The organism is Paraburkholderia oxyphila NBRC 105797 (assembly GCF_000685075.1).
In the GTDB taxonomy this organism is placed as follows: domain Bacteria; phylum Pseudomonadota; class Gammaproteobacteria; order Burkholderiales; family Burkholderiaceae; genus Paraburkholderia; species Paraburkholderia oxyphila.
Genome location: NZ_BAYD01000126.1, coordinates 1 through 20,552 on the forward strand (window position 1 = coordinate 1; position 20,552 = coordinate 20,552).

Here is a 20,552-nt window from a genome sequence, read left to right on the forward strand (position 1 = left end):
ACGGGCGTCGCGGCGCTTCTCACCCGCTTCGCCGGCCTCGCCCGCAGGCTTGCCCTGCGCCTCGCCGCGCTGCTGGGGACGCGCGCGCGCACGCGCCTCGTCCGCGCCGCCGGGGCGAGGCCCTTTGGGGCCCTTCTGGCCGGGAGCGCCCTGTGCGCGCCGCTGGCCCTGAGCGCCCTTCTGCGGCCCGGTCTTTGCGCCCGCCTTGTTTCCTTTGGGCGCATGCCGGCCTTGCGGCGACTGCGCCTGCTCTTCGGGAGGCTGCTCGGTACCCAGGCCCATGCTCTTCTTGATTTCCAGAAGCCCGTCTTTGAAGCTCAGGGTACGGCGTTGTTGCGATGCGGCTTTCACGTCCAGATCTCTTCCTTATTGGATCGGACGCTATGATACCGAATTCGCGCAGCGTGTTTTTATCCCGGCACGCGACGCACCGGTTTCGGGACCGGCCGCGCGAGCGTCGGACGCGGCGCAATGCGTCGGCGAGAGGCCCGGAATACGTCTTGCCTGAGGGTCCTGGCGGCCCCGGAATGCCCCAAGCCGTCGCGCTAGCGTCCTGCTGTGATTGGCGCGCCTGGGCGCGACTGTTCCCCGTTTTTCATCGGCCGATGCGCGTGCCAACGCGCGTGCATCGTGCGCTATTTCTTCCAGACCATGACTGCTCCCACCGTTACGCCCTCCCCGATCCGCGCCATCGTGACCGGTCATTCCCGCGGACTCGGCGCCGCCCTGGCCGAATGGCTGCTGGAGCGCCAGATCGACGTGCTCGGCCTCGGCCGCAGCGCGCACCCCACGCTTGCCGCGCGCGAGCGGTCGCCGTCCGTCGCGCAATTCACGCAAGCCGCGCTCGATCTCGCCGATCCCGCGGCGCTCGAGCGCTGGCTCGCGAGCGGCGCGCTGCGCCAGTTCGCGCACGGTGCGCAGTGCGTGCTGCTGTTCAACAACGCGGGCACGGTCGAGCCGATCGCACCGCTCGGCGCCCAGGACGCCAACGCCATCACCCGCGCGGTCACGCTCAATGTCGCGGCGCCGCTGATGCTTGCGAACGCCGTTGCCTCGGAACAGGCTTCGGGCCACGCACAGGACCGCCGCATCGTGCATATCTCGAGCGGCGCGGCGCGCAACGCCTACGCGGGCTGGAGCATCTACTGCGCGACCAAGGCCGCGCTCGATCATCACGCCCGCGCGGTGGCGCTCGACGCGCCGCCGGCGGTGCGTATCTGCAGCGTCGCACCGGGCGTGGTGGACACCGGCATGCAGGCCACCATCCGCGCCACCAGCGCCGACAAGTTCCCGCAGCGCGAGCGCTTCGAGCAGTTGAAGGAAAACGGGCAACTCGCCACGCCCGAGCAAGCGGCGCGGCAATTGATCGATTACGCCCTCAGCGACGCGTTCGGCGCAACGCCAACGGCCGACGTGCGCGAGCTCGCAAAAAGTTGACGGCAATCGCCGCGGGCTCGCGCAAATCCTCACCTGGGCGAGCCCGCTTTCGCCTCAAGTGAGCGCAACGCGCGGCCGCGCCCCTTTCCATCGCCGCGCGCCGCCGGCCAGCACCAGCAGCGCAGTGATCGCGAGCAGGTCGCCCGCGAGCCGGGCGGGCAAGAAGCCGCTCGCGTGCGTGGCACGCATCAGCGTATCGATCGTAATCGAGGCGAGCGCGCCGCCCACGAAACACACGAGCCCCTGCTGCCCCACCGTCACGACGCCCGGCAGGCGTTGGGCGAGCCAGCCGATCCAGCCGAGCCGCACCGCCTGCGCGGCCAGCCAGGCCACCGCGGCAAAGCTCACAATGCGCAGGCTCGCGAGGTTCTGCTTCATGTACCCCGGCTGCGGATCGACTTCGATGAAGAGCCGCACGATCGCGAACGAGGCGACAAGCCCGCACGCCAGCACCGTCAGCGTGCGGCCGAGCTGCGAGACCTGAAAGGCCTCCGACACCGGATAGAGCCGGCACAGCAGGCCGAGCATGAACATGGCTTGCCAGGCAAACGGATTGAACGGCCAGATCGACCCCTGCGCGGCCGGCAAATAGTCCACGAGCCAGCAGCCCCCGAGCCAGATGCCAAAGCTGCCCAGCAGCACGGCGTCGGGCATGCGCCGCGCGAGCGGCATGACGACGGGCAGCGCGAGCACGAGTATCACGTAGAGCGGCAGCACGCCGGCCAGATAGGGCTGGTCGCGGAAGACCGCGATATTGCCGAGCATCGCAAACGGGTGCGCGGCGAAGCGCAAAAAGCCCGAATCCGCAACGAGCGGTGAATCCACGCGTAGCGCCACGGCGGCGGCACCGGAAATCAGCATCAGCGCCGCCGTGCACAAATAGGCGGCATAGATTTCGCGCCCGCGCCGCCAGAAGCGCAGGTTGGCGGCATGGGCGCCCTTCCTCGCGGCGATCGCAAGCCAGCTCGCCGCCGACACATAGCCGCTCATGAACACGAACACTTCGGCCGAATCGCAATACGCAAAGGTGTGCAGCATGCCGTGCGAAAGCACACTGGAAGGCATGTGATCGAGGGCGATCGCAATCAGCGCGAAACCACGGAAAAAATCGATTTCGATCGATCGCTTCGGTGTCTGACTCATCAATCAATACTCCCCTTCGGGTCGGGTTCCAGGGTTGGCGTAATGGAAAAAGACTCGGCCTCCAGTGGCCGAATCGCCGGTGCGTCGAGGCTGCGAACCTGAGGCCATGCTTTCATCAGGATTGCTGATCATGTATGCGACATTGCAAGACGCTTCCACAAGAAAGGTCGTCGTAATGACTCGACGCTTTCGACGCTGAACCAAGCGAATTCAATGCCAGCTCGCCATGCCACTCCGTTCACTGCCATCCCTTCCAGCATCTCACACTCCGCAACACGCCCGCAGTTTCTCCATCAGACGGAAAGTTGCGCGTAAGGATCGCGTGCGCGGCCCCGCCGGGTTGACGCCCACATCGCCGGCAGGTTCCCTGCTTCGGCCGCACTCGTCAGGGCTTACCCGCCTCATCGGCAAATTACTTGACATCTAAACTAATTAGACCTAAATTGACTCTGCGGACAGAACAAGGGAGCGAGCATGCGCATTGTTTGCATCGGTGGCGGGCCAGCCGGACTGTACTTCGGCCTGTTGATGAAGCGGCGTCACCCGGATTACGAAATCACGGTGATCGAACGAAACCGTCCATACGACACATTCGGCTGGGGTGTGGTGTTCTCGGACCAGACGCTCGGCAACCTGCGCGCGGCCGATCCGGAAAGCGCAAACGAGATTCTCGACGCGTTCAATCACTGGGACGACATCGAGATCCATTTCCGCGAGCGCTCGATTCGCTCGTCGGGCCACGGCTTCTGCGGCATCGGCCGCAAGCGTCTGTTGAACATCCTGCAGGCGCGTTGCGAGCAGCTTGGCGTGAAGCTCGTGTTCGAGACCCAGATGAGCGACGACGACGTGCAGAACGCCGACCTCATCATCGCCAGCGACGGCCTCAATAGCGCGATACGCCAGAAGTACGCGGCCACCTATCAGCCGGACATCGACATGCGCGATTGCCGCTTCGTGTGGCTCGGCACCTCGAAGCTGTTCGACGCTTTCACGTTCGCGTTCGAGCAAACCGAATTCGGCTGGTTCCAGGCGCACGCCTACCGCTTCGACGACAACACCTCGACGTTCATCGTCGAAGCGCCCGAGCACGTCTGGCGCGCTGCGGGCCTCGAGGAAATGAGCAAGGAAGACAGCATCGCGTTCTGCGAGAAGCTGTTCGCGCGCTATCTCGACGGCCATGCGCTGCGCTCGAACGCGGCGCATCTGCGCGGCTCGTCGCAGTGGATCCGCTTCCCGCGCGTCGTGAACCGCGAGTGGGTGCACTGGAAGACCGCTGCGGACGGCAAGCAAACGCCGGTCGTGCTGATGGGCGACGCGGCCCACACCGCGCACTTCTCGATCGGCTCGGGCACCAAGCTCGCGCTCGAGGACGCCATCGAGCTCGCCAACAGCATGGACGCGCATCCGGGCAATCTGCGCGCCGCGCTCCATCACTACACGAGCGTGCGCAGCGTCGACGTGCTGCGCATCCAGAACGCCGCCCGCAACTCGACGGAATGGTTCGAGCACGTGGAGCGCTATGCGCAGTTCGAGCCCGAGCAGTTCGCCTATTCGCTGCTCACGCGCTCGCAGCGCATCTCGCACGAAAACCTGCGCGAGCGCGACGCGCATTATCTCGGCGGCTTCGAGTCGTGGCTCGCCCAGCGCGCGGGCTCGGGTGTGCTCGCGGGGTCAGGCACGGCAACGGGCCAGCGCGCCGCGCCGCCGATGTTCACGCCGTACACGGTGCGCGGCGTCACGCTCAAGAACCGCGTGATTGTCTCGCCGATGGCGCAGTACTCCGCGCGCGACGGCGTGGCCGGCGACTACCACCTGATGCATCTGGGCGCGCGCGCGATGGGCGGCGCGGCGCTCGTGATGACCGAGATGACCTGCGTGTCGCCAGAAGCGCGCATCACGCCCGCCTGCCCCGGCATGTACACGCCCGAGCATCTGCAGGCATGGCGGCGCATCGTCGACTTCGTGCATGCGAACTCCGATGCGAAGATCGGCATCCAGCTCGGCCACTCGGGCGCCAAGGGCTCGACGCGCGTGGCATGGGAAGGCATCGACCAGCCGCTTGACGACGGCAACTGGCCGCTCGTTTCCGCTTCGCCGCAGCAATATCTGCGCGGCGTGAGCCAGTGGTCGCACGCGGCGAGCGCCGACGAGCTGCGCGAGATCGAGGCGCAATTCGTGCGCGCCACGCAGATGGCCGCCGAGGCCGGCTTCGACTGGCTCGAGCTGCACTGCGCGCACGGCTATCTGCTCTCGAGCTTCCTCTCGCCGCTCACGAACCAGCGCACCGACGACTATGGCGGCTCGCTCGAGAATCGTCTGCGTTTCCCGCTGCAGGTGTTCAACGCGATCCGCGCGGTGTGGCCCGAGGACAAGCCCATCTCCGTGCGTATTTCCGCGCATGACTGGGTCGAAGGCGGCATCACGCCCGACGACGCCGTGCAGATCGCACGCGCCTTCAAGGCGGCGGGCGCGGACATGATCGACGTTTCGTCGGGTCAGGTGAGCAAGGACGAAAAGCCTGTGTATGGCCGCATGTTCCAGACGCCGTTCGCGGACCGCGTCCGCAACGAAGCCGGCATCGCGACGATCGCGGTCGGCGCGATCTCGGAGGCCGATCACGTGAACGGCATCATCGCAGCGGGCCGCGCGGACCTCTGCGCCGTGGCGCGCCCGCATCTCGCGAATCCGGCGTGGACGCTCAACGAGGCCGCGAAGATCGGCTATTTCGATGTGAAGTGGCCGAACCAGTACACGGCCGCCAAGACCCAGCTCGAACGCAACATCGAGCGCGAGCGCGCGGCAGCTGCGGCTGCCGCGGGCCTCTCGCCGCTCGAACGGGCGCAGCGCGCCGAAGGCACGGTGTGAGCATGAGCGACGATACGCTGAAGGATCGCCACGCCGTCGTGACCGGCGGCGGCAGCGGCATCGGCGCGGCGACGGCCGCCGCGCTGCTGCGCGCCGGCGCGCGCGTGACGCTGATGGGACGCGACGCGGCAAAGCTCGACGCGCAGCGTGTGGCGCTCGGCGGCGGCGAGCGCATCGCCTGCGTGAGCGTCGACGTGATCGACGAAGACGCCGTGAGCGCCGCGTTCGCCCGCGCCGCCGACGGCCTCGGCGCCATCGACATTCTGGTGAACAATGCGGGCCAGGCCACCGCCGCGCCGTTTGCGCAGACCGATCTCGCGCTCTGGAAGCGCATGCTCGACGTGAACCTCACGGGCGTGTTCCTGTGCACGCGCGCCGTGCTGCCGGCCATGCTCGCGCGCAAGAGCGGGCGCATCGTCAACGTGGCGAGCACCGCGGGCCAGGTCGGCTATCCGTATGTGGCCGCGTATTGCGCCTCGAAGCACGGCGTGATCGGCATGACGCGAGCGCTCGCGCTCGAAGTGGCCACGCAGGGCATCACGGTCAACGCGGTGTGCCCCGGCTATACGGAGACCGAACTGTTGCAGGCCTCGCTCGACCAGATCACGCGCAAGACCTCGCGCAGCGAGGCCGAGGCGCGCAGCCTCCTCGTGCGCCACAACCCGCAGCAGCGCTTCGTCCAGCCGGAGGAAGTCGCCAACGCGGTGCTGTGGCTGTGCGCGCCCGGATCGTCCTCGATCACCGGGCAATCGATATCCGTTTCCGGTGGAGAAATCACATGACATCGCCCGTGCCGAAACACAAGGAGCGCAAGGCGCCTGCCGCCAAGACGACGCGCAAGGGTGTCGCTAACCCCGCGGAGAATGTCGTCGACATGGAGATGAGCACCGGCGCCGATAGCCACATGGGCCTGCGCCTGTGGCTGCGCCTGCTCACCACGACGAACCTCGTGCAAGCCGAGCTGCGCCGGCGCCTGCGCACCGAATTCGACACCACGCTGCCCCGCTTCGACTTGATGGCGCAGCTCGAGCGCTATCCCGAAGGACTGCGGATGACCGAGCTGTCGCGCCGCCTGATGGTCACCGGCGGCAACGTCACGGGCATCACGGACCAGTTGCAGAAAGAAGGTCTCGTCGTGCGCGACGCCGACCCCGAGGACCGCCGCTCGATCGCCGTGCGCCTCACGCCCGAGGGCCGCGCCGCGTTCGACCGCATGGCGGCCGCGCACGAGCAATGGGTGGTGGAGATGTTCGGCGGCCTCTCGCTCGACGAAAAGTCGAAGATGCACGAGCGCCTCGGCAAGCTCAAGCAACACCTGCGCGACAGCCTCGAAGGCTGAGGCGCGCGAACCTGCAATCAAGCAATACGAAGCCGATACCCGGAAGGAGACATACCTTGACGACAGAACGCTCCAGCGCAGACGCGCTCTTCGCGGGCAACCGCGTGACGCTGGCCGGCTACGAAGCCAGGCACTTCGGCTGGTCGGTCGAGGGCCGCGTGGCGACGATCACGCTCAACCGCCCCGAGCGCAAGAACCCGCTCACGTTCGAATCGTACGCGGAGCTGCGCGACCTGTTCCGTCAACTCGCCTATGCCACCGACGTGAAGACCGTCGTGCTGCACGGCGCGGGCGAGAACTTCTGCTCGGGCGGCGACGTGCACGACATCATCGCGCCGCTCATCGACCTGCCGATGCCGGAGCTGCTGATGTTCACGCGCATGACCGGCGATCTCGTGAAGGCAATGCGCCATTGCCCGCAGCCGATCATCGCGGCCGTGGACGGCGTGTGCGCGGGCGCGGGCGCGATTCTCGCGATGGCCTCCGACATGCGCTATGCCACCGCGCGCAGCAAGCTCGCGTTCCTCTTCACGCGCGTGGGCCTCGCGGGCTGCGACATGGGCGCGTGCGCAATCCTGCCGCGCATCATCGGCCAGGGCCGCGCGGCCGAGCTGCTCTACACGGGCCGCTCCGCAAGCGGTGAGGAAGGTCATGCATGGGGCTTCTACAACCGCCTGTGCGAACCCGAGGCGCTGCTTGCCGAGGCGCAGAAGCTCGCGGCCGATCTCGCGGCGGGCCCGACCTTCGCGCACGGCATCACGAAGACGATGCTGCATCAGGAATGGACCATGAGCATCGACGAAGCGATCGAATCGGAAGCGCAGGCGCAGGCGATCTGCATGGCGACGCGCGACTTCGGCCGCGCCTATGAAGCCTTCGCGGCGAAGACGCGTCCGGTTTTCCAGGGAGACTAAGCAAGTGAACAAGCAATTGAGCGCAGCGGCTGACAACACGCTGCACGGCGCACTTGCGTGGCCGTTCTTCGAAGAGCGCCACCGGGCGCTCGCCACCGACGTCGAGGCGTGGGCGCGCGAGCATCTCGCGCACGTCCCACACGACAACGTGGACGACACCTGCCGCGCGCTCGTGCGCAAGCTCGGCGCGGCGGGCTGGCTGCGCTACGGCGTGGGCGGCACCGCGTACGGTGGCCACGGCGACACCATCGACACGCGCGCGGTGTGCCTGCTGCGCGAGACGCTCGCGAAGCATTCCGGCCTCGCCGACTTCGCGCTCGCGATGCAGGGCCTCGGCTCGGGCGCGATCTCGCTCGCGGGCAACGACGCGCAGAAGGCGCGCTACCTGCCGCGCGTCGCCCAGGGCGAAGCGATCGCCGCCTTCGCGCTCTCCGAGCCGAACGCGGGCTCCGACGTCGCCGCGATGGCGCTGGCCGCGCGCGCCGAGGGCGACGACTACGTGCTCGACGGCGAGAAGACGTGGATCTCGAACGGCGGCATCGCCGACTTCTATGTGGTCTTCGCACGCACCGGCGAAGCGCCGGGCGCGCGCGGCATCAGCGCGTTCGTCGTGGACGCCGACACGCCGGGACTCGAGATTGCCGAGCGCATCGACGTGATCGCACCGCATCCGCTCGCGCGCCTGCGCTTCACCGGCGCGCGCGTGAAGAAGAGCCAGATGCTGGGCACGCCGGGCGAAGGCTTCAAGATCGCCATGCGCACGCTCGACATCTTCCGCACCTCGGTGGCCGCCGCGTCGCTCGGCTTCGCGCGCCGCGCCATGGCCGAAGGCCTCGCGCGCGCTGCGTCGCGCCAGATGTTCAACCAGACGCTCGGCGATTTTCAGCTGACGCAGGCGAAGCTCGCGCAGATGGCCCTCACCATCGACAGCAGCGCCCTGCTCGTCTATCGCGCCGCCTGGCTGCGCGACCAGGGCGTGAGCGTCACGCGCGAAGCCGCCATGGCGAAGTGGCATGCGAGCGAAGGCGCGCAACAGGTGATCGACGCGGCCGTGCAGCTCTGGGGCGGCATGGGCGTGCAAAGCGGCAACATCGTGGAGTCGCTCTATCGCGAGATCCGCTCGCTGCGCATCTACGAGGGCGCGACCGAGGTCCAGCAGCTGATCGTCGGACGCGACCTGCTCAAGGAGTACCACGCGGAACATTCGGCGGCTTGAACGTTGTTCGCCACACCGACTAATGGACGCAAAACCAGGCACGCAAAACCGGACGCGAGACATTCATGAAAAAAGCTCTTCTTCCCGCAGGCTGGGTCAAGCCGCGCGGTTATGCCAATGGCGTCGCCGCCGTGGGCACCCAAGTCTACATCGCCGGCCAGATCGGCTGGGACGAGAACGCGCGCTTCACGAGCCGCGAGTTCGGCGCGCAGGCGGTGCAGGCATTGCGCAACATCGTGGCCGTGCTCGAAACGGCGGGTGGCAAGCCCGAGCACCTGGTGCGCCTGACCTGGTATGTCACCGATAAAAAGGAGTACCTGGCATCGCTCAAGGAGATCGGCGCGGCGTTTCGCGAGCTGATCGGCGACTACGACATCGCCATGAGCGCCATCCAGGTGGTGGCGCTCATGGAGGACGACGCGAAGGTGGAGATCGAAGCAACGGCCGTGATTCCCGACGACGCCCGCCTGTCGAGCCAGTAAGCGACGCGAAAGGCCGCGCACGCAGCAACAGCACACCACAAGAGACTGTTCACAGCCAAGCCGGAGACACCATGCAACCGTCCGCTCACGTCGATACCTTCGCACGCGATCACCTGCCGCCCGAGGCGCAGTGGCCCGTGCTGCTGCTCGACAATCCCGACGTCGCCTACCCGGCGCGTCTGAACTGCGCGGCCGAGTTGCTGGACCGCGCCATCGAGGCCGGGCACGGCGAGCGCCCGGCCATCTGGTCCGAAGTCGACGGCAAGCCGCAGGCGACCACCTATGCGCAATTGCGCACGCTCGTGGACCGCAGCGCCCATGTGCTGGTGGAAGACATGGGCCTGAAGCCCGGCAACCGCGTGCTGCTGCGCGGCCCCAATACGCTGCAGATGGCCGTCGCGCTGCTCGCCTCGCTGAAGGCGGGGCTCGTGGTCGTGCCGACCATGCCGCTGCTGCGCGCGAAGGAGCTCAAGCAGATCGCCGACAAGGCGCACGTGAGCGCCGCGCTCTGCGACGTGCGCCTCGCCGACGAGCTCGCGCGCTGCATGAACCCCGACGACGAATTCTTCTGCGCGGAGCTCGCGCAGGTGTGCTACTTCCACGACGACGCACCCGGGAGCCTCGAGAGCCGCGCGGCGGCCAAGCCCGCCGAATTCACGGCGTGCGACACGGCGAGCGACGACGTCTGCCTGATCGCCTTCACGAGCGGCACGACGGGCACGCCCAAGGGCTGTATGCAGTTCCATCGCGACGTGATCACGATGTGCGACCTGTTCCCGCGCCACGTGCTCAAGCCCACGGCCGACGACGTGTTTTGCGGCACGCCGCCGCTCGCTTTCACGTTCGGGCTGGGCGGCCTGCTCTGCTTCCCGTTGCGCGTGGGCGCCTCCACCGTGCTGATCGAAAAGCTCACGCCCGCGCTGCTGCTGCAGACCATCGAGCGTTTTCGCGCGACAACGGTGTTCACGGCGCCCACCTTCTACCGGCAGATGGCGCCGCTCGTGAAGGACGTCGACATTTCGAGCCTGCGCAAGACGGTATCGGCCGGCGAGGCGCTGCCGCAGGCCACACGCGAGCTGTGGCGCGACGCGACGGGCATCGAGATGATCGACGGCATCGGCGGCACCGAGCTGATCCACATCTTCATTTCCGCGGCGGGCGGCGACGTGCGGCCCGGCTCGATCGGCCGCGCGGTGCCGGGCTATGTCGTGCAGGCCCTCGACGACGCGATGCAGCCGGTGCCGCCCGGCGTCACCGGCAACCTCGCGGTGCGCGGGCCGACGGGCTGCCGCTATCTGGCCGACGAGCGGCAGATGAAGTTCGTGCGCGACGGCTGGAATCTGCCCGGCGACGCCGTCACCATCGACGCCGACGGCTATGTGTTCTATCAGGCGCGCGCCGACGACATGATCGTCTCGTCGGGCTACAACATCGCCGGGCCGGAGATCGAGACCGTGCTGATGCAGCACCCTGCCGTGGCGGAATGCGGCGTGACCGGCGTGCCCGACGAATTGCGCGGACAGGTGGTGAAGGCCTTTGTCGTGCTGCGCCCCGGTTTCGAGGGCAATGAGGCCATGGTGGCCGAGCTGCAGAGCTTCGTGAAGAACGCGGTGGCGGCTTATAAGTATCCGCGTCTGGTGGCGTTTATCGACGCGCTGCCGAGAACCGAGACGGGCAAGCTCAAGCGGTCGGCGTTGAAGACGATGTGATGGAGGCTGGACACGTCAGTGGGGAATGGTGAGGCGCAGGCCGCCCCTGACGTGGCCAGAATGCTACAGCTGGCGATCGACATCCATCCGTTGGTGGAGGATCCGGATGACGTCGAGCGTATGGGCTGCTTCGCGGTAGAAAATCACGTGTGAACCGGCGGTATAGAGCCAGTAACCATCCCGCACGGTGCAGATGCGGCCAACCTTGATACCGCATGCCAGTGCTTCGATCGTCGAAATCAGATCACGGTGGTAACTGTCGGCCTGATCTTTCGACCACTGGCTGAAGGTGTAACGCCAGATCTCCTCGAGGTCGGATTCGGCCAGCGGCGTTAGCCGGACCTGCCGCCCCCTAGCTGCCATATGTAGTCCGCATGCGGGCCAGGAAAGCTTCACTGTCGAACGGCTTGGGGTCGCCCGAACTCTCGCCGGCCTTCAAGGCTTCCTGCAACGCCCGGACTTGCGTCTCATGCGACTCCAGCAGGCGCAGACCTGCGCGCACAACGTCACTCGCGGAGCCATAGCGCCCTGAGAGGACCTGAGCGTCGACAAACTCGGCGAAATGGTCGCCCAGAGAAATGGATGTGTTACGCGGCATGACTTTCTCCTCTTCAGCCGCCCCATCATATACCAAACTTTGGTATTCAATGAACCTCCGCGGGACGCCCCCCAATTCTCGTCAATGAAATCCCCTTTTTGCTCGCTGGTTTGCTCCCGCAGCGCGCTGAGCGCCTCCAAAAACTGCGCAACCGCTCCTGTTTCGATCGCCTACACCAAAGAAAGCTCAGATTGAGGTTTGGCGATTGGTAATACAACGTAAACCGTCATAAATTTAATTATTATATCGCGATAATTTGACATTATTTTTATAATGTTGGGATTTTGCATCCGGACGGCCACGCAATTCACTCGCCCGTTCAACTCCTCGGATGCTTCATGTTTTCCGATTCGATGGCCGCATGCCATTCTTCGCTCGCCTCATCCGGCTCGATCGCGTCATCGATCGCTGCCCTCGCGCGCTCGGCACTTGCCCTCGCCTCGTCTGCGTCGGCGTCATCTTCCTCGTCAACGACCTCAGGGGGCCGGATCATGTCCCTGAGCATTGCGCGCAGCTCGGGCGTGTCCCATGGAAGGTGATGCTGCATTTGCACCTTGATGTAGTGCCTCACTTCCGCATCCTGCTCAGCAGTCAGAGGCAATCCCCGAAACGTATTTTCCGGGCCGAGGTCAGTCATGGCTTTCTCCTCTAGCTGGCATCTGCTCTGTGCCAGTGTAATCCCGGCGTAAAGATGCTGCGCGCTTCGTGAGAGGCTTCACACGTCTCCCCTGATTCCAGCATCGGAATCGGCAGACGATCGATTTTCATCAGGATTTCGAAGCACTTTTGACAACGGCCAGTGACACGTCTTCACCGTCCCGGCGATCCCGCGATGCGGCCCTCGCGCAGCAGTCTGCCCGCTTCCGCGGCGCCCACGGGCCGGCTGAAATGGAAGCCCTGCGCTCTCGTGGCCCGATTGGTGCCTGCGAGCAGCAGACGCTGCTGCTCGGTCTCCACGCCCTGCGCAATTACGCCAATGCCAGCCTCGCGCGCCACGTCGACGATACCCCGGATCGTCGCCGCGCCCGGGGCATCGCCGGTCAGGCGCTGGGTGACCGATCGGGCGATTTTCAGATGATTCACCTGCCAGGCCCGGGCGTACTCGTAAGTGGCGAATTCGCTGCCAAAGCCGTCAATGGCGATCTTCACGCCGAGCTTGCGCAGCGCGTGGAGCACGTCGTTGCGCGCCCACGCGAGCCGCGTCAGGGTGGCCTCAGTCACGTCGAACTCGAGATCGGCCGGGGCCAGCCGCCATTTCGCGAGGGTTCCGGCCACGTCGCGAACCAAAGCCTCCCCGTTCAGGAGTTCGCACGAGGACAGGTTGACTGCGATCATCAGCGGTGCAATGCCTTCATCGCGCCATGCCCGCATCTGGCGGCACGCCTCATCCAGCACCCAGTGGCCGAGCGCCCCCATATTGCCGGTGTGCTCGGCGAGCTGCATGAAGGCGTCCGGCCCGAGCAGGCCGCGGGTCGGGTGATGCCAGCGCACCAGCCCCTCCATGCCAATGATGTTTCCCGACGACAGCTCCACCTCGGGTTGGTACTGGAGTTCCAGCTCGCCGCGATCCGGTGCGCCGCAAAGGTCTTGGGCCAGCTTCATCGTTTCGCGCACGGCATGATCGAGCCTGCCGGAAGGGAAGCAATACCGGTTGCCGCCCCCTCGCCGGGCGCGCTGGAGCGCCGTATCGGCCTGCCTGAGCAGTTCCTGCGCACTGCCGCTGCCCCGGATACACGGACACACGCCGATGCTGGTGGTCATACGGACTTCGTTGCCGCCGAAGCACCAGGGCGCCGCCAGTGCCGTCTGGATCCTCTGCGCCAGCATGCCGGCGTCGAGTGCCTCGGCCGCCTCGGTCTGCAGCACGGCAAACTCGTCGCCACCGAGCCGGGCCACGAGATCGCGTTCGCCCGCGCAGCCCCTCAGGCGCTGCGCGACCTCCTGCAGCAACTGGTCGCCGAGCGGCTGCCCGAGCGTGTCGTTGACCGATCCGAAATGATCGAGGCCCAAATGCAGGACTGCAAACGGTAGCGCGCCGCGCTCGGCGGCCGCGAGTGCATGACGCAACCGGTGCGTGAAAGCCGACGCGTTTGCCAGTCCGGTGAGTGCATCGGTGCCCGCAAGCCGCGCGATCTTTTCCTCCGCTGCACGCATCGCGGTCAGGTCGAGGATGATCCCCTCCACTTCAATGAGCCGTCCGTCCGCGTCACGCACGGCCATGAACCGGTTCTCGACCCAGCGGCAGTTGCCCTCGCCCGTGCGCAGGCGAAACTCGACGGATGCCTGCGTGACGCGTTTGTCCAGCACGCGCGCCATGGCCGTCTCGACGCCTGGCCAGTCGCGCGGGTCGACCAGCGCTGGCAGCCCTGCAGGTGAGGCCATCAGTGCGTCGCGGTCATGGCCGAATTGGGTGATGTCGTGCGAGATCTCGAGGAGCGGCAGGGTGGGCTCTCCACGCAGGCGGTAAAACACGACCGGGCCGTTTCCCGCGATGCTGTTCGCTTCGTCAAGCGCGTCGGTGCGCTCCTCAACGGCGCTGATGCTGGCAGCGGCGGCCTCTCCCGAGCCATGGCCGAGTTGCCCGGGCCCGGACAGCCCCTTCGTGGTTGTCGCTGTCGCGGTGCGCCCGACGCGTTGCGCGCGTCGTCGCGACGGCCAGTGCGGCACGTTGTGAGCCGAAACCATGATCACCCCCTCCGAATGACGAGGCGGGGTCGGCAACGCCGCCCGGGCAACGATGCACGGGGCGTTCGAGCGTGCGGGACATGTCCGTCTCGTCAGACGATACCAGTATAGTTGCCTCTGGCCGGCCGGCGAGCCGGGCATTGCGAATCTCGCGCGGCCCTTCATTCGCGTTTGGCGCCAGGTCACGGCATGCCTCGCGGGCGCTGCGGGCAACGCTGATTTACGGCCCCGATCCCTATGCGATCACAACCCGGTTGCGCCCCAGATGCTTCGCACTGTAAAGCCGCTCGTCGGCCACGCGCAGGATCGTGTCGATCGTGTTGCCGTCGCGGCCGAACTGCGAGCCGCCGACGCTGACCGTCACCTCGCCAGGCTTGCCGCTGCCGGCGTTGAACGCACTGCCGGCGATCGACGAGCGGATGCGCTCGCCAATCGCGAGCGCCGCGTCGAGACCGGCCTGCGGCAGCAGCACCATAAATTCCTCGCCCCCCACGCGCGCGACGCCGTCGTACGGGCGGATCGCGTCGAGACATTTGTGCACGAACTCGCGCAGCACCTCGTCGCCGGCCAGGTGCCCATACGCGTCGTTGATGGCCTTGAAATTATCGAGGTCGAGCGCCAGCAGGGAAAACGTCGCGCCGCCGTGTCTCACGCGTCCGATCTCGGCTTCCACACGCTCGATGAACTGGCGCCGGTTGGCCGCGCCAGTGAGCGGATCGGTGGCGGCCAGGTGCTTGAGTTTCTCGTTGGTGCGCTGCAGTTCCTGCAGCGCGCTTTCGGTACGCGCCGTGGCCTCGGCAAGCCGCGCCATCAGTTCTTCCTGGCTATAGATGTTCGAAAACGAGCGCGTGGTGTGAAACGCCTGCACCACACCGTAGCTGAGCAGAAAGAAGCCCGCGGCGAAGATCGCATGAGCGAGCCACCACATGTGGTTCCACGGCCGCCCGAGGATGAAGGCGAGCGAGGCCAGCGCGAACGACGTGATCGAGATGCCGTAGATGACCATCAGCGGCGTGCGGATCCTGCGCAGCATCAGCGCCGCGACGTTCAGCATCGAGAGAATCATCGCCCCGCCTTCCATTGAGAGGCGAACCGCGAGGCTGCCGGCGATCGGGGAATACGCCACCCAGGCGACCGCCAGGTCCACCACCACGAACGCTGCGATCCACGCGAGCCAGCCGCGCGGATCGGAACGCTTTGCGGTGCTATCGGGCGAGTGGTTATATGACAGCAGCCCCGCCAACAGCAAAGCCGACATCGCGAAGCGCGACGCGGGACCATAGAGCAGGAACAGCCAAATGTTGTGATGCGCCATGCCGGTGAAGATGCCGTGCAGCGCATAGATGAGCACGAAGCCGAGAAAGCCTAGCGTCAGCCAGCGTAGCAGCGGCTCGCCGGAAGACCGGTAGCACTGCCATGTTACGTAGGCGACGAACAGCCCTTCGAGCGTTGCGGCCGCGATCGCGATCTCGTGGAACAGATGATCTTCGAATTTGAGCGCGGGATTCTGGAAGAAGTACAGATAGGCAATCAGATAAGCGGGCAACAGGGCAAAGCCAACCAGCAGGAAACGGGCGTAGGCCCTGGTGACGAAACGGACCAGCGCCTGCGGCTCGCGCGCAGCAATTGTGGCATTCATCCGCGATCTCCCTTTGGTGTTCACTACCGTTTCGCCGATGGTCCTGCCCTGCAGGCCTCGAACCTGAACCCGGTCCGCCCCGCTGCCCGCGTCGCGCGGCACCATCGAATCGGGGGCCGACTGACAACCGGTCAATCCTCAGGCAAATAAAAAGTATAGGCGCAGCATTTCATCTGACAAGGCAAGCCGCCGCGCACCGAAATGGCTCAACGGTATTCGATAGAATATGTACATACGATGGCACTCCAGCATTCCAGGCGAAGCCATGCGCCGCGCAACGCTGTCCCGGCCGTCGTGCGGACCCGACTCGAAATGAGTGCGCCCAAGATTCTGTGCGGCATCGCGTTAGCTACGCTGTCCATGACATGCGCCGCTGCGGGGGGAGCCGGTGCGTGTGTGCCGTCGTTCGCCGAGGTCGACGTCAAGGCTGGACTCGAAGTGCGGGCCCGCTGCACGCTCTCCGCACCCGCGTTAGCGCGCGCCACTGAACGCCTGAACCGCGTGGTGAAAAGCAACGAGCTCTCCGCCGCACAACGCGTTGCGCTGGCGAGCGCAGCCAACGTGATGCTGCACGCGGTCTTCTCGCAGACCGACCACGCCGAACCCGCGAACGACGCCACGTTCATCAACTTCGAAGCGATCCTCGAAAGCCTCGCATCTCAGATCAGGACGCGCGCCGATATCGACCCCGCAGCCGAAGCTTCGAAATGGAGCACGCTCTATCAAGATCTGCTTCACAGGTTGTCGGTCACGCGCAGCACCGATCCCACCGAACTGCAGCTAGACGAAGCCGCGAGGCGCCTCGATCTCGATAGCGCATTGGCGCTGCTGACGCGGCTCGCCGCCGTTGCACCGGGCACCGCCCAGCTATCCGCGGCACGCAACTACGAAGCGGCGAGCATCGAACTGCTCCGCTTCATGCCATGGAATGCGCTGCCCTACCTGGAAAAGGCCCATGCACAGCAACCCGACGATATGGACATCGCCACCGCATTCGCCGACACGCTGCTCGTGCAGCACGAGCCCGAGCGTGCGGAGCCGGTATATCGCGCGTTGCTGATCCAGTATCGGACGCTCGCGCAACAGAAGCCCGCCGAGTGGCAGCCCGCCGTCGCGCGCACGCTCGAGAAGCTTGGCAGTCTGTATCTGCTGCAGAAGCAGCCGGAGGAAGCCGAAGCCGCGTGGCTGCACGCGCTCGAAGTCTATTGGGCGCTCGCGCGTGCGAATCCTTCTGCCTACGGTCCCGCAGTGGCCAACACGCTTGACAGCCTCGCAACCTTCTATCGCGACACGCAGCGTCTGCAGGACGCGGCTGACGCGTGGCACGAGGCCCTCGGCCTCGATCGCGCGCTGGCCCAGCGGGACCCGGCCGCGTACCGGCCCGCGGTCGCGACGACGCTCAACGATCTCGGCATCCTCTACAGCGCGACACAGCGCACACACGACGCGGAAGTCGCGTATCTCGAAGCGCTCGGCATCCAGCGCGCACTCGCGCACGAGAACCCCGCCGCGTGGCGCCCGGCGCTCGCGCGCACGCTGAACAACCTCGGGAACCTCTACAGCGCAAGCGAGCGACTGCCGGAAGCCGAGCATGCTTACCTGGAAGCCCTGAAGATCCGTCAACAGCTCGCGCGCGAAAGTCCCGCGCTCTACCAACCCGATCTGGCGCGTACGCTGGGCAATCTGGGCGTGCTCTACCGACTCGAACGGCAACCGGCCAGGGCACTGCAGGCAGATCAGCAAGCGCTGCAGATCGTTCATGCCCTCGCGCGCAATGCGCCTGCCACGTACCAGCCTGACGAGGCGCGGATACTGAACAATCTGGGCGTGCTCTACAGCCGCACGGGCAAGCTGCGTGAAGCGGAGGACGCGTGGCGCCGCGCGCTGGATCTGTACCGCAAGCTCGCACACGACGATCCGCTCACCTGGCGGCAGGATGAAGCGCGCACCATGCGCAATCTCGGCACGCTGCTCAGCCACACACAACGTTCGGCTGAAGCCGACGCATTGCAGCGCGAGGCCGACGAGCTGCTCGATTCGCCCCCGGCGCAATAGATCGCGACGCAAGCAGCACGAACAGCGCGCTTGCCGGTTGCGGGCCTATAGTGAACGATGAGCGTCCCGACTTGCGCGTTGCGCACCCGGCAATGGAAGCCTCCGCCCCGGATATCGTCCGACTTTTTCCGACTTTCGTATGGTGTCGTCGCCTCGAACAGGCGTGCTACGAATCGCTTGACCGGGAGCTGATGGCCTATGTCGATAGCCTGGTCCGCAGCGGCGTCGGCACCCGTACCGGCGCCGCATGGCAATCGGGTCACCAGCAACATGGAAAGCCCGCGTTTGCCGCGCTGACCGCGCATATCGAACGCGCTGCACGCGATGTCCTTGCGTTTCTCAAAGTCGCCGACGCTCCATTTCACATTACCGGATGCTGGGTCAATGTCCTGGACCCGGGCGGGGCGCACGCGATGCACTGCCATCCCAACAACTTCCTCAGCGGCGTGTATTACCTGCGCACCCAGGCCGGGGCCGACACGATCCATTTCCACGATCCGCGCCCTCAGATGAGCGTGATTCGTCCACCCGTCACGGAGTTGACGGCTTACAACACCGATCAGGTGGTATTGCCCGTCAGCGAAGGCACGCTGCTGATGTTTCCGGCCTGGCTGGCGCATTCGGTGCCGGCGAATACGAGTGCGCAAGCACGGGTGAGCGTCAGCTTCAACATCATGTTCGACGACTACGACACCACCATGAGTTCACCACTCTGGGGAAATTGAAGCGGAGTGCCGCTGACCGCACGCCTTCAACCGGGAGGGTCGGCGCAATAGAACCGTTTCGACCAACCGTAGAACGATCGCGACATATCTCCTCATCCGTCACGGCAACACGCCCCCAGGTCCGACCGCATTTAGCGCGTCCCCGGTGTCGTCATCACGCGCCGCACCAGCCTATTTACGCCTTCGCCGCCCCGCATAGAGGGTAAACCCTTACCCCATCGATCGGACGATGAAGTCCCCGCTGACAACGGATCCGCGCACGTAAACCCTTATTTTTACTTCGTCTACTACAAACCTATACTTCGTCTACAGTATGTATACATAGATTCTTACCGTGTGAATTCAGACTGATCGCGCCACCCGAAGGCGCAGTGAGATTCACAAGCGACATTGGAATTTGAAATGCAAACGGTTACCTCGCTTCCCGCAGACGACAGGATGTGCGGCTGGTATCACACCAGCCGAGCGCGCACGCCCAGGGCGAGCCACACGGGAGAATCGAAAGCGCGCTGGGCAGTAGTCGGCGCCGGCTTCACCGGACTCGCGGCGGCGCGGCAGCTTGCCTTGAATTTCCCCGACGACGAGGTCGTGCTGGTCGAGGCGCAGGAAGTCGGCTTCGGCACCTCGGGACGGAATGCGGGTTTTGCGATCGACTTGCCCCACGACATCGGCGCCGACGATTACATCGGCGATATCGCCACGGCAAAGACCACGCTGAAGCTCAACGTGCTGGGGCAGACGATCCTGCGCGAGCTCGTCGCGAAGCACGGCATCGACTGCCATATGAGCGCGTCCGGCAAATATCAGGCCGCCGTCGAAGCGCGCGGCGTGGCCGTGCTCGACGCCTATCGCCGTGGCCTCGACAAGCTCGGCCAAGCGTATGAAGTGATCGAGGGCAAGGACCTGCCCGCGCACATCGGGACATCGTTCTATCGCAAGGCGCTGTTCACGCCCGGCACCGTGCTCATTCAGCCCTCGGCGCTCGTCAAGGGCCTGGCCGATTGCCTGCCGCCCAATGTTACGTTGTACGAACATACGCCCATTACGGACGTGGAATACGGCGAGAAGATCGTGCTCGCGCATCGGCATGGCCGCATTGTCGCGGACAAGCTGGTGCTGGCGAACAACGCGTTCGGCATGCGCTTCGGCTTTCTTCAGCGCACCATGCTGCCGGTCTTCCTCTATGCGAGCCTCACCCGGCCACTGACCGCCTCCGAACAGGCGCAGCTCGGCGGCAAGCCGTTCTGGGGCGTCATCCCTGCGGATCCGTTTGGCAGCACGTTGCGCCGCACGCACGATAACCGCATCCTGGTGCGCAACAGCTTTTCCTTCAATCCCGACGGCCGCCCGAAGGAACAGTACCTGCCCCGCTTCGCTGAGCGCCACCGTCTGTCGTTCGAGCGGCGCTTCCCGATGCTGCCGGATGTCGATTTCGAATACACGTGGAGCGGCTCGCTGGCGCTCTCACAGAACCACAAAGGCTTTTTTGGGCAGCTCGCGCCCAATGTCTATGGCGCGCTCTGCTGCAACGGACTGGGCATTACGCGCGGGACCGTGACAGGCACGCTGCTCGCCGACTGGCTTGCGGGCAAGCCGAATGACCTGATCGATTTCCTGCTCGAGACATCGGGACCGAACAAGGCTCCGCCCGAGCCGTTCCTCTCGATCGGCGTCAACGCGACCCTCTGGTGGGGGCAACGCAAGGCCGGACTCGAAAGCTGAGCCCCCTCGTCACCGGCCCGGCT

General features: G+C 65.7%; 17 protein-coding genes and 1 pseudogene. 11 read left to right on the forward strand and 7 right to left on the reverse strand.

Features of this window, described 5'->3' with window-relative positions; translation table 11 throughout:
* Nucleotides 1–351, reverse strand: a pseudogene (locus BO1_RS55070) (hypothetical protein); the annotation flags it as partial.
* A 300-nt stretch (nucleotides 352–651) separates the two neighbouring features.
* Between BO1_RS55070 and BO1_RS41960 the strand changes: the two are divergent.
* Nucleotides 652–1,437: an SDR family oxidoreductase gene (locus BO1_RS41960; protein ID WP_028222673.1), complete on the forward strand. Its 786-nt coding sequence runs from the start codon at nucleotides 652–654 to the stop codon at nucleotides 1,435–1,437.
* 54 nt (nucleotides 1,438–1,491) lie between these two features.
* Here BO1_RS41960 and opgC read toward each other — a convergent pair whose 3' ends face one another.
* Nucleotides 1,492–2,580 carry an OpgC domain-containing protein gene (gene opgC / locus BO1_RS41965; protein WP_028222674.1) on the reverse strand — a complete coding sequence of 363 codons (1,089 nt, stop codon included), beginning with the start codon at nucleotides 2,578–2,580 and terminating at the stop codon, nucleotides 1,492–1,494.
* Between the two features lie 474 nt (nucleotides 2,581–3,054).
* Here opgC and BO1_RS41970 point away from each other — a divergent pair, with 474 nt between their 5' ends.
* The 7 genes from BO1_RS41970 to BO1_RS42000 all read left to right on the forward strand — a co-directional run bounded on the left by BO1_RS41970 (nucleotide 3,055) and on the right by BO1_RS42000 (nucleotide 11,105).
* Nucleotides 3,055–5,445 carry a bifunctional salicylyl-CoA 5-hydroxylase/oxidoreductase gene (locus BO1_RS41970; RefSeq protein WP_028222675.1) on the forward strand — a complete coding sequence of 797 codons (2,391 nt, stop codon included), beginning with the start codon at nucleotides 3,055–3,057 and terminating at the stop codon, nucleotides 5,443–5,445.
* 2 nt (nucleotides 5,446–5,447) lie between these two features.
* Entirely contained in the window at nucleotides 5,448–6,227 is a 780-nt protein-coding gene (locus BO1_RS41975; RefSeq protein ID WP_043288769.1) for an SDR family NAD(P)-dependent oxidoreductase, read from the forward strand.
* Nucleotides 6,224–6,784, forward strand: a complete 561-nt coding sequence (locus tag BO1_RS41980) for a MarR family winged helix-turn-helix transcriptional regulator (protein WP_043288771.1) — start codon at nucleotides 6,224–6,226, stop codon at nucleotides 6,782–6,784. The genes BO1_RS41975 and BO1_RS41980 overlap by 4 nt, the downstream gene beginning before the upstream one ends.
* 56 nt (nucleotides 6,785–6,840) lie before the next feature.
* Nucleotides 6,841–7,698, forward strand: coding sequence for an enoyl-CoA hydratase family protein (locus BO1_RS41985; RefSeq protein ID WP_028222678.1), 858 nt, complete (start codon nucleotides 6,841–6,843; stop codon nucleotides 7,696–7,698).
* Between the two features lie 16 nt (nucleotides 7,699–7,714).
* A complete protein-coding gene (locus BO1_RS41990) occupies nucleotides 7,715–8,914 on the forward strand; it encodes an acyl-CoA dehydrogenase family protein (protein ID WP_028222679.1) in 1,200 nt (399 codons plus the stop codon).
* Nucleotides 8,915–8,979: 65 nt separating this feature from the next.
* Nucleotides 8,980–9,396 carry a RidA family protein gene (locus tag BO1_RS41995; RefSeq protein WP_028222680.1) on the forward strand — a complete coding sequence of 139 codons (417 nt, stop codon included), beginning with the start codon at nucleotides 8,980–8,982 and terminating at the stop codon, nucleotides 9,394–9,396.
* 71 nt (nucleotides 9,397–9,467) lie between these two features.
* Nucleotides 9,468–11,105, forward strand: a complete 1,638-nt coding sequence (locus BO1_RS42000; RefSeq protein WP_028222681.1) for an AMP-binding protein — start codon at nucleotides 9,468–9,470, stop codon at nucleotides 11,103–11,105.
* Between the two features lie 63 nt (nucleotides 11,106–11,168).
* On the opposite strand, the gene BO1_RS42005 is transcribed toward BO1_RS42000, so the two are convergent.
* From BO1_RS42005 to BO1_RS42025, 5 genes are all read right to left on the reverse strand, one after another.
* Entirely contained in the window at nucleotides 11,169–11,468 is a 300-nt protein-coding gene (locus BO1_RS42005) for a type II toxin-antitoxin system RelE/ParE family toxin (RefSeq protein ID WP_028222682.1), read from the reverse strand.
* A complete protein-coding gene (locus BO1_RS42010) occupies nucleotides 11,458–11,703 on the reverse strand; it encodes a type II toxin-antitoxin system ParD family antitoxin (RefSeq protein WP_028222683.1) in 246 nt (81 codons plus the stop codon). Before BO1_RS42010 ends, BO1_RS42005 begins: the two co-directional genes overlap by 11 nt.
* Before the next feature lie 319 nt (nucleotides 11,704–12,022).
* Complete coding sequence (locus BO1_RS42015) at nucleotides 12,023–12,340, reverse strand: hypothetical protein (protein WP_028222684.1); 318 nt, start codon at nucleotides 12,338–12,340, stop codon at nucleotides 12,023–12,025.
* A gap of 173 nt (nucleotides 12,341–12,513) precedes the next feature.
* Complete coding sequence (locus BO1_RS55075; protein ID WP_052409811.1) at nucleotides 12,514–14,388, reverse strand: putative bifunctional diguanylate cyclase/phosphodiesterase; 1,875 nt, start codon at nucleotides 14,386–14,388, stop codon at nucleotides 12,514–12,516.
* A gap of 235 nt (nucleotides 14,389–14,623) precedes the next feature.
* Nucleotides 14,624–16,027, reverse strand: coding sequence for a GGDEF domain-containing protein (locus tag BO1_RS42025; RefSeq protein WP_028222685.1), 1,404 nt, complete (start codon nucleotides 16,025–16,027; stop codon nucleotides 14,624–14,626).
* A gap of 312 nt (nucleotides 16,028–16,339) precedes the next feature.
* Here BO1_RS42025 and BO1_RS42030 point away from each other — a divergent pair, with 312 nt between their 5' ends.
* From BO1_RS42030 to BO1_RS42040, 3 genes are all read left to right on the forward strand, one after another.
* A complete protein-coding gene (locus BO1_RS42030) occupies nucleotides 16,340–18,082 on the forward strand; it encodes a tetratricopeptide repeat protein (RefSeq protein WP_028222686.1) in 1,743 nt (580 codons plus the stop codon).
* Between the two features lie 92 nt (nucleotides 18,083–18,174).
* A complete protein-coding gene (locus BO1_RS42035; RefSeq protein WP_028222687.1) occupies nucleotides 18,175–18,807 on the forward strand; it encodes a 2OG-Fe(II) oxygenase family protein in 633 nt (210 codons plus the stop codon).
* A gap of 402 nt (nucleotides 18,808–19,209) precedes the next feature.
* Nucleotides 19,210–20,529, forward strand: a complete 1,320-nt coding sequence (locus tag BO1_RS42040; RefSeq protein ID WP_028222688.1) for an NAD(P)/FAD-dependent oxidoreductase — start codon at nucleotides 19,210–19,212, stop codon at nucleotides 20,527–20,529.
* The last annotated feature ends 23 nt before the right edge of the window (nucleotides 20,530–20,552 follow it).

What these genes read in the sequence shown, in the direction of transcription:
- BO1_RS42035 (WP_028222687.1), top strand. Translation starts at nt 18,175, where the DNA reads ATGGAAGCCTCCGCCCCGGATATCGTCCGACTTTTTCCGACTTTCGTA.
- BO1_RS42025 (WP_028222685.1), bottom strand. Translation starts at nt 16,027, where the DNA reads ATGAATGCCACAATTGCTGCGCGCGAGCCGCAGGCGCTGGTCCGTTTC.
- BO1_RS41995 (WP_028222680.1), top strand. Translation starts at nt 8,980, where the DNA reads ATGAAAAAAGCTCTTCTTCCCGCAGGCTGGGTCAAGCCGCGCGGTTAT.
- BO1_RS42030 (WP_028222686.1), top strand. Translation starts at nt 16,340, where the DNA reads ATGAGTGCGCCCAAGATTCTGTGCGGCATCGCGTTAGCTACGCTGTCC.
- BO1_RS42010 (WP_028222683.1), bottom strand. Translation starts at nt 11,703, where the DNA reads ATGCCGCGTAACACATCCATTTCTCTGGGCGACCATTTCGCCGAGTTT.
- BO1_RS41960 (WP_028222673.1), top strand. Translation starts at nt 652, where the DNA reads ATGACTGCTCCCACCGTTACGCCCTCCCCGATCCGCGCCATCGTGACC.
- opgC (WP_028222674.1), bottom strand. Translation starts at nt 2,580, where the DNA reads ATGAGTCAGACACCGAAGCGATCGATCGAAATCGATTTTTTCCGTGGT.
- BO1_RS41980 (WP_043288771.1), top strand. Translation starts at nt 6,224, where the DNA reads ATGACATCGCCCGTGCCGAAACACAAGGAGCGCAAGGCGCCTGCCGCC.
- BO1_RS41970 (WP_028222675.1), top strand. Translation starts at nt 3,055, where the DNA reads ATGCGCATTGTTTGCATCGGTGGCGGGCCAGCCGGACTGTACTTCGGC.
- BO1_RS41975 (WP_043288769.1), top strand. Translation starts at nt 5,448, where the DNA reads ATGAGCGACGATACGCTGAAGGATCGCCACGCCGTCGTGACCGGCGGC.
- BO1_RS42000 (WP_028222681.1), top strand. Translation starts at nt 9,468, where the DNA reads ATGCAACCGTCCGCTCACGTCGATACCTTCGCACGCGATCACCTGCCG.
- BO1_RS42005 (WP_028222682.1), bottom strand. Translation starts at nt 11,468, where the DNA reads ATGGCAGCTAGGGGGCGGCAGGTCCGGCTAACGCCGCTGGCCGAATCC.
- BO1_RS55075 (WP_052409811.1), bottom strand. Translation starts at nt 14,388, where the DNA reads ATGGTTTCGGCTCACAACGTGCCGCACTGGCCGTCGCGACGACGCGCG.
- BO1_RS42040 (WP_028222688.1), top strand. Translation starts at nt 19,210, where the DNA reads ATGCAAACGGTTACCTCGCTTCCCGCAGACGACAGGATGTGCGGCTGG.
- BO1_RS42015 (WP_028222684.1), bottom strand. Translation starts at nt 12,340, where the DNA reads ATGACTGACCTCGGCCCGGAAAATACGTTTCGGGGATTGCCTCTGACT.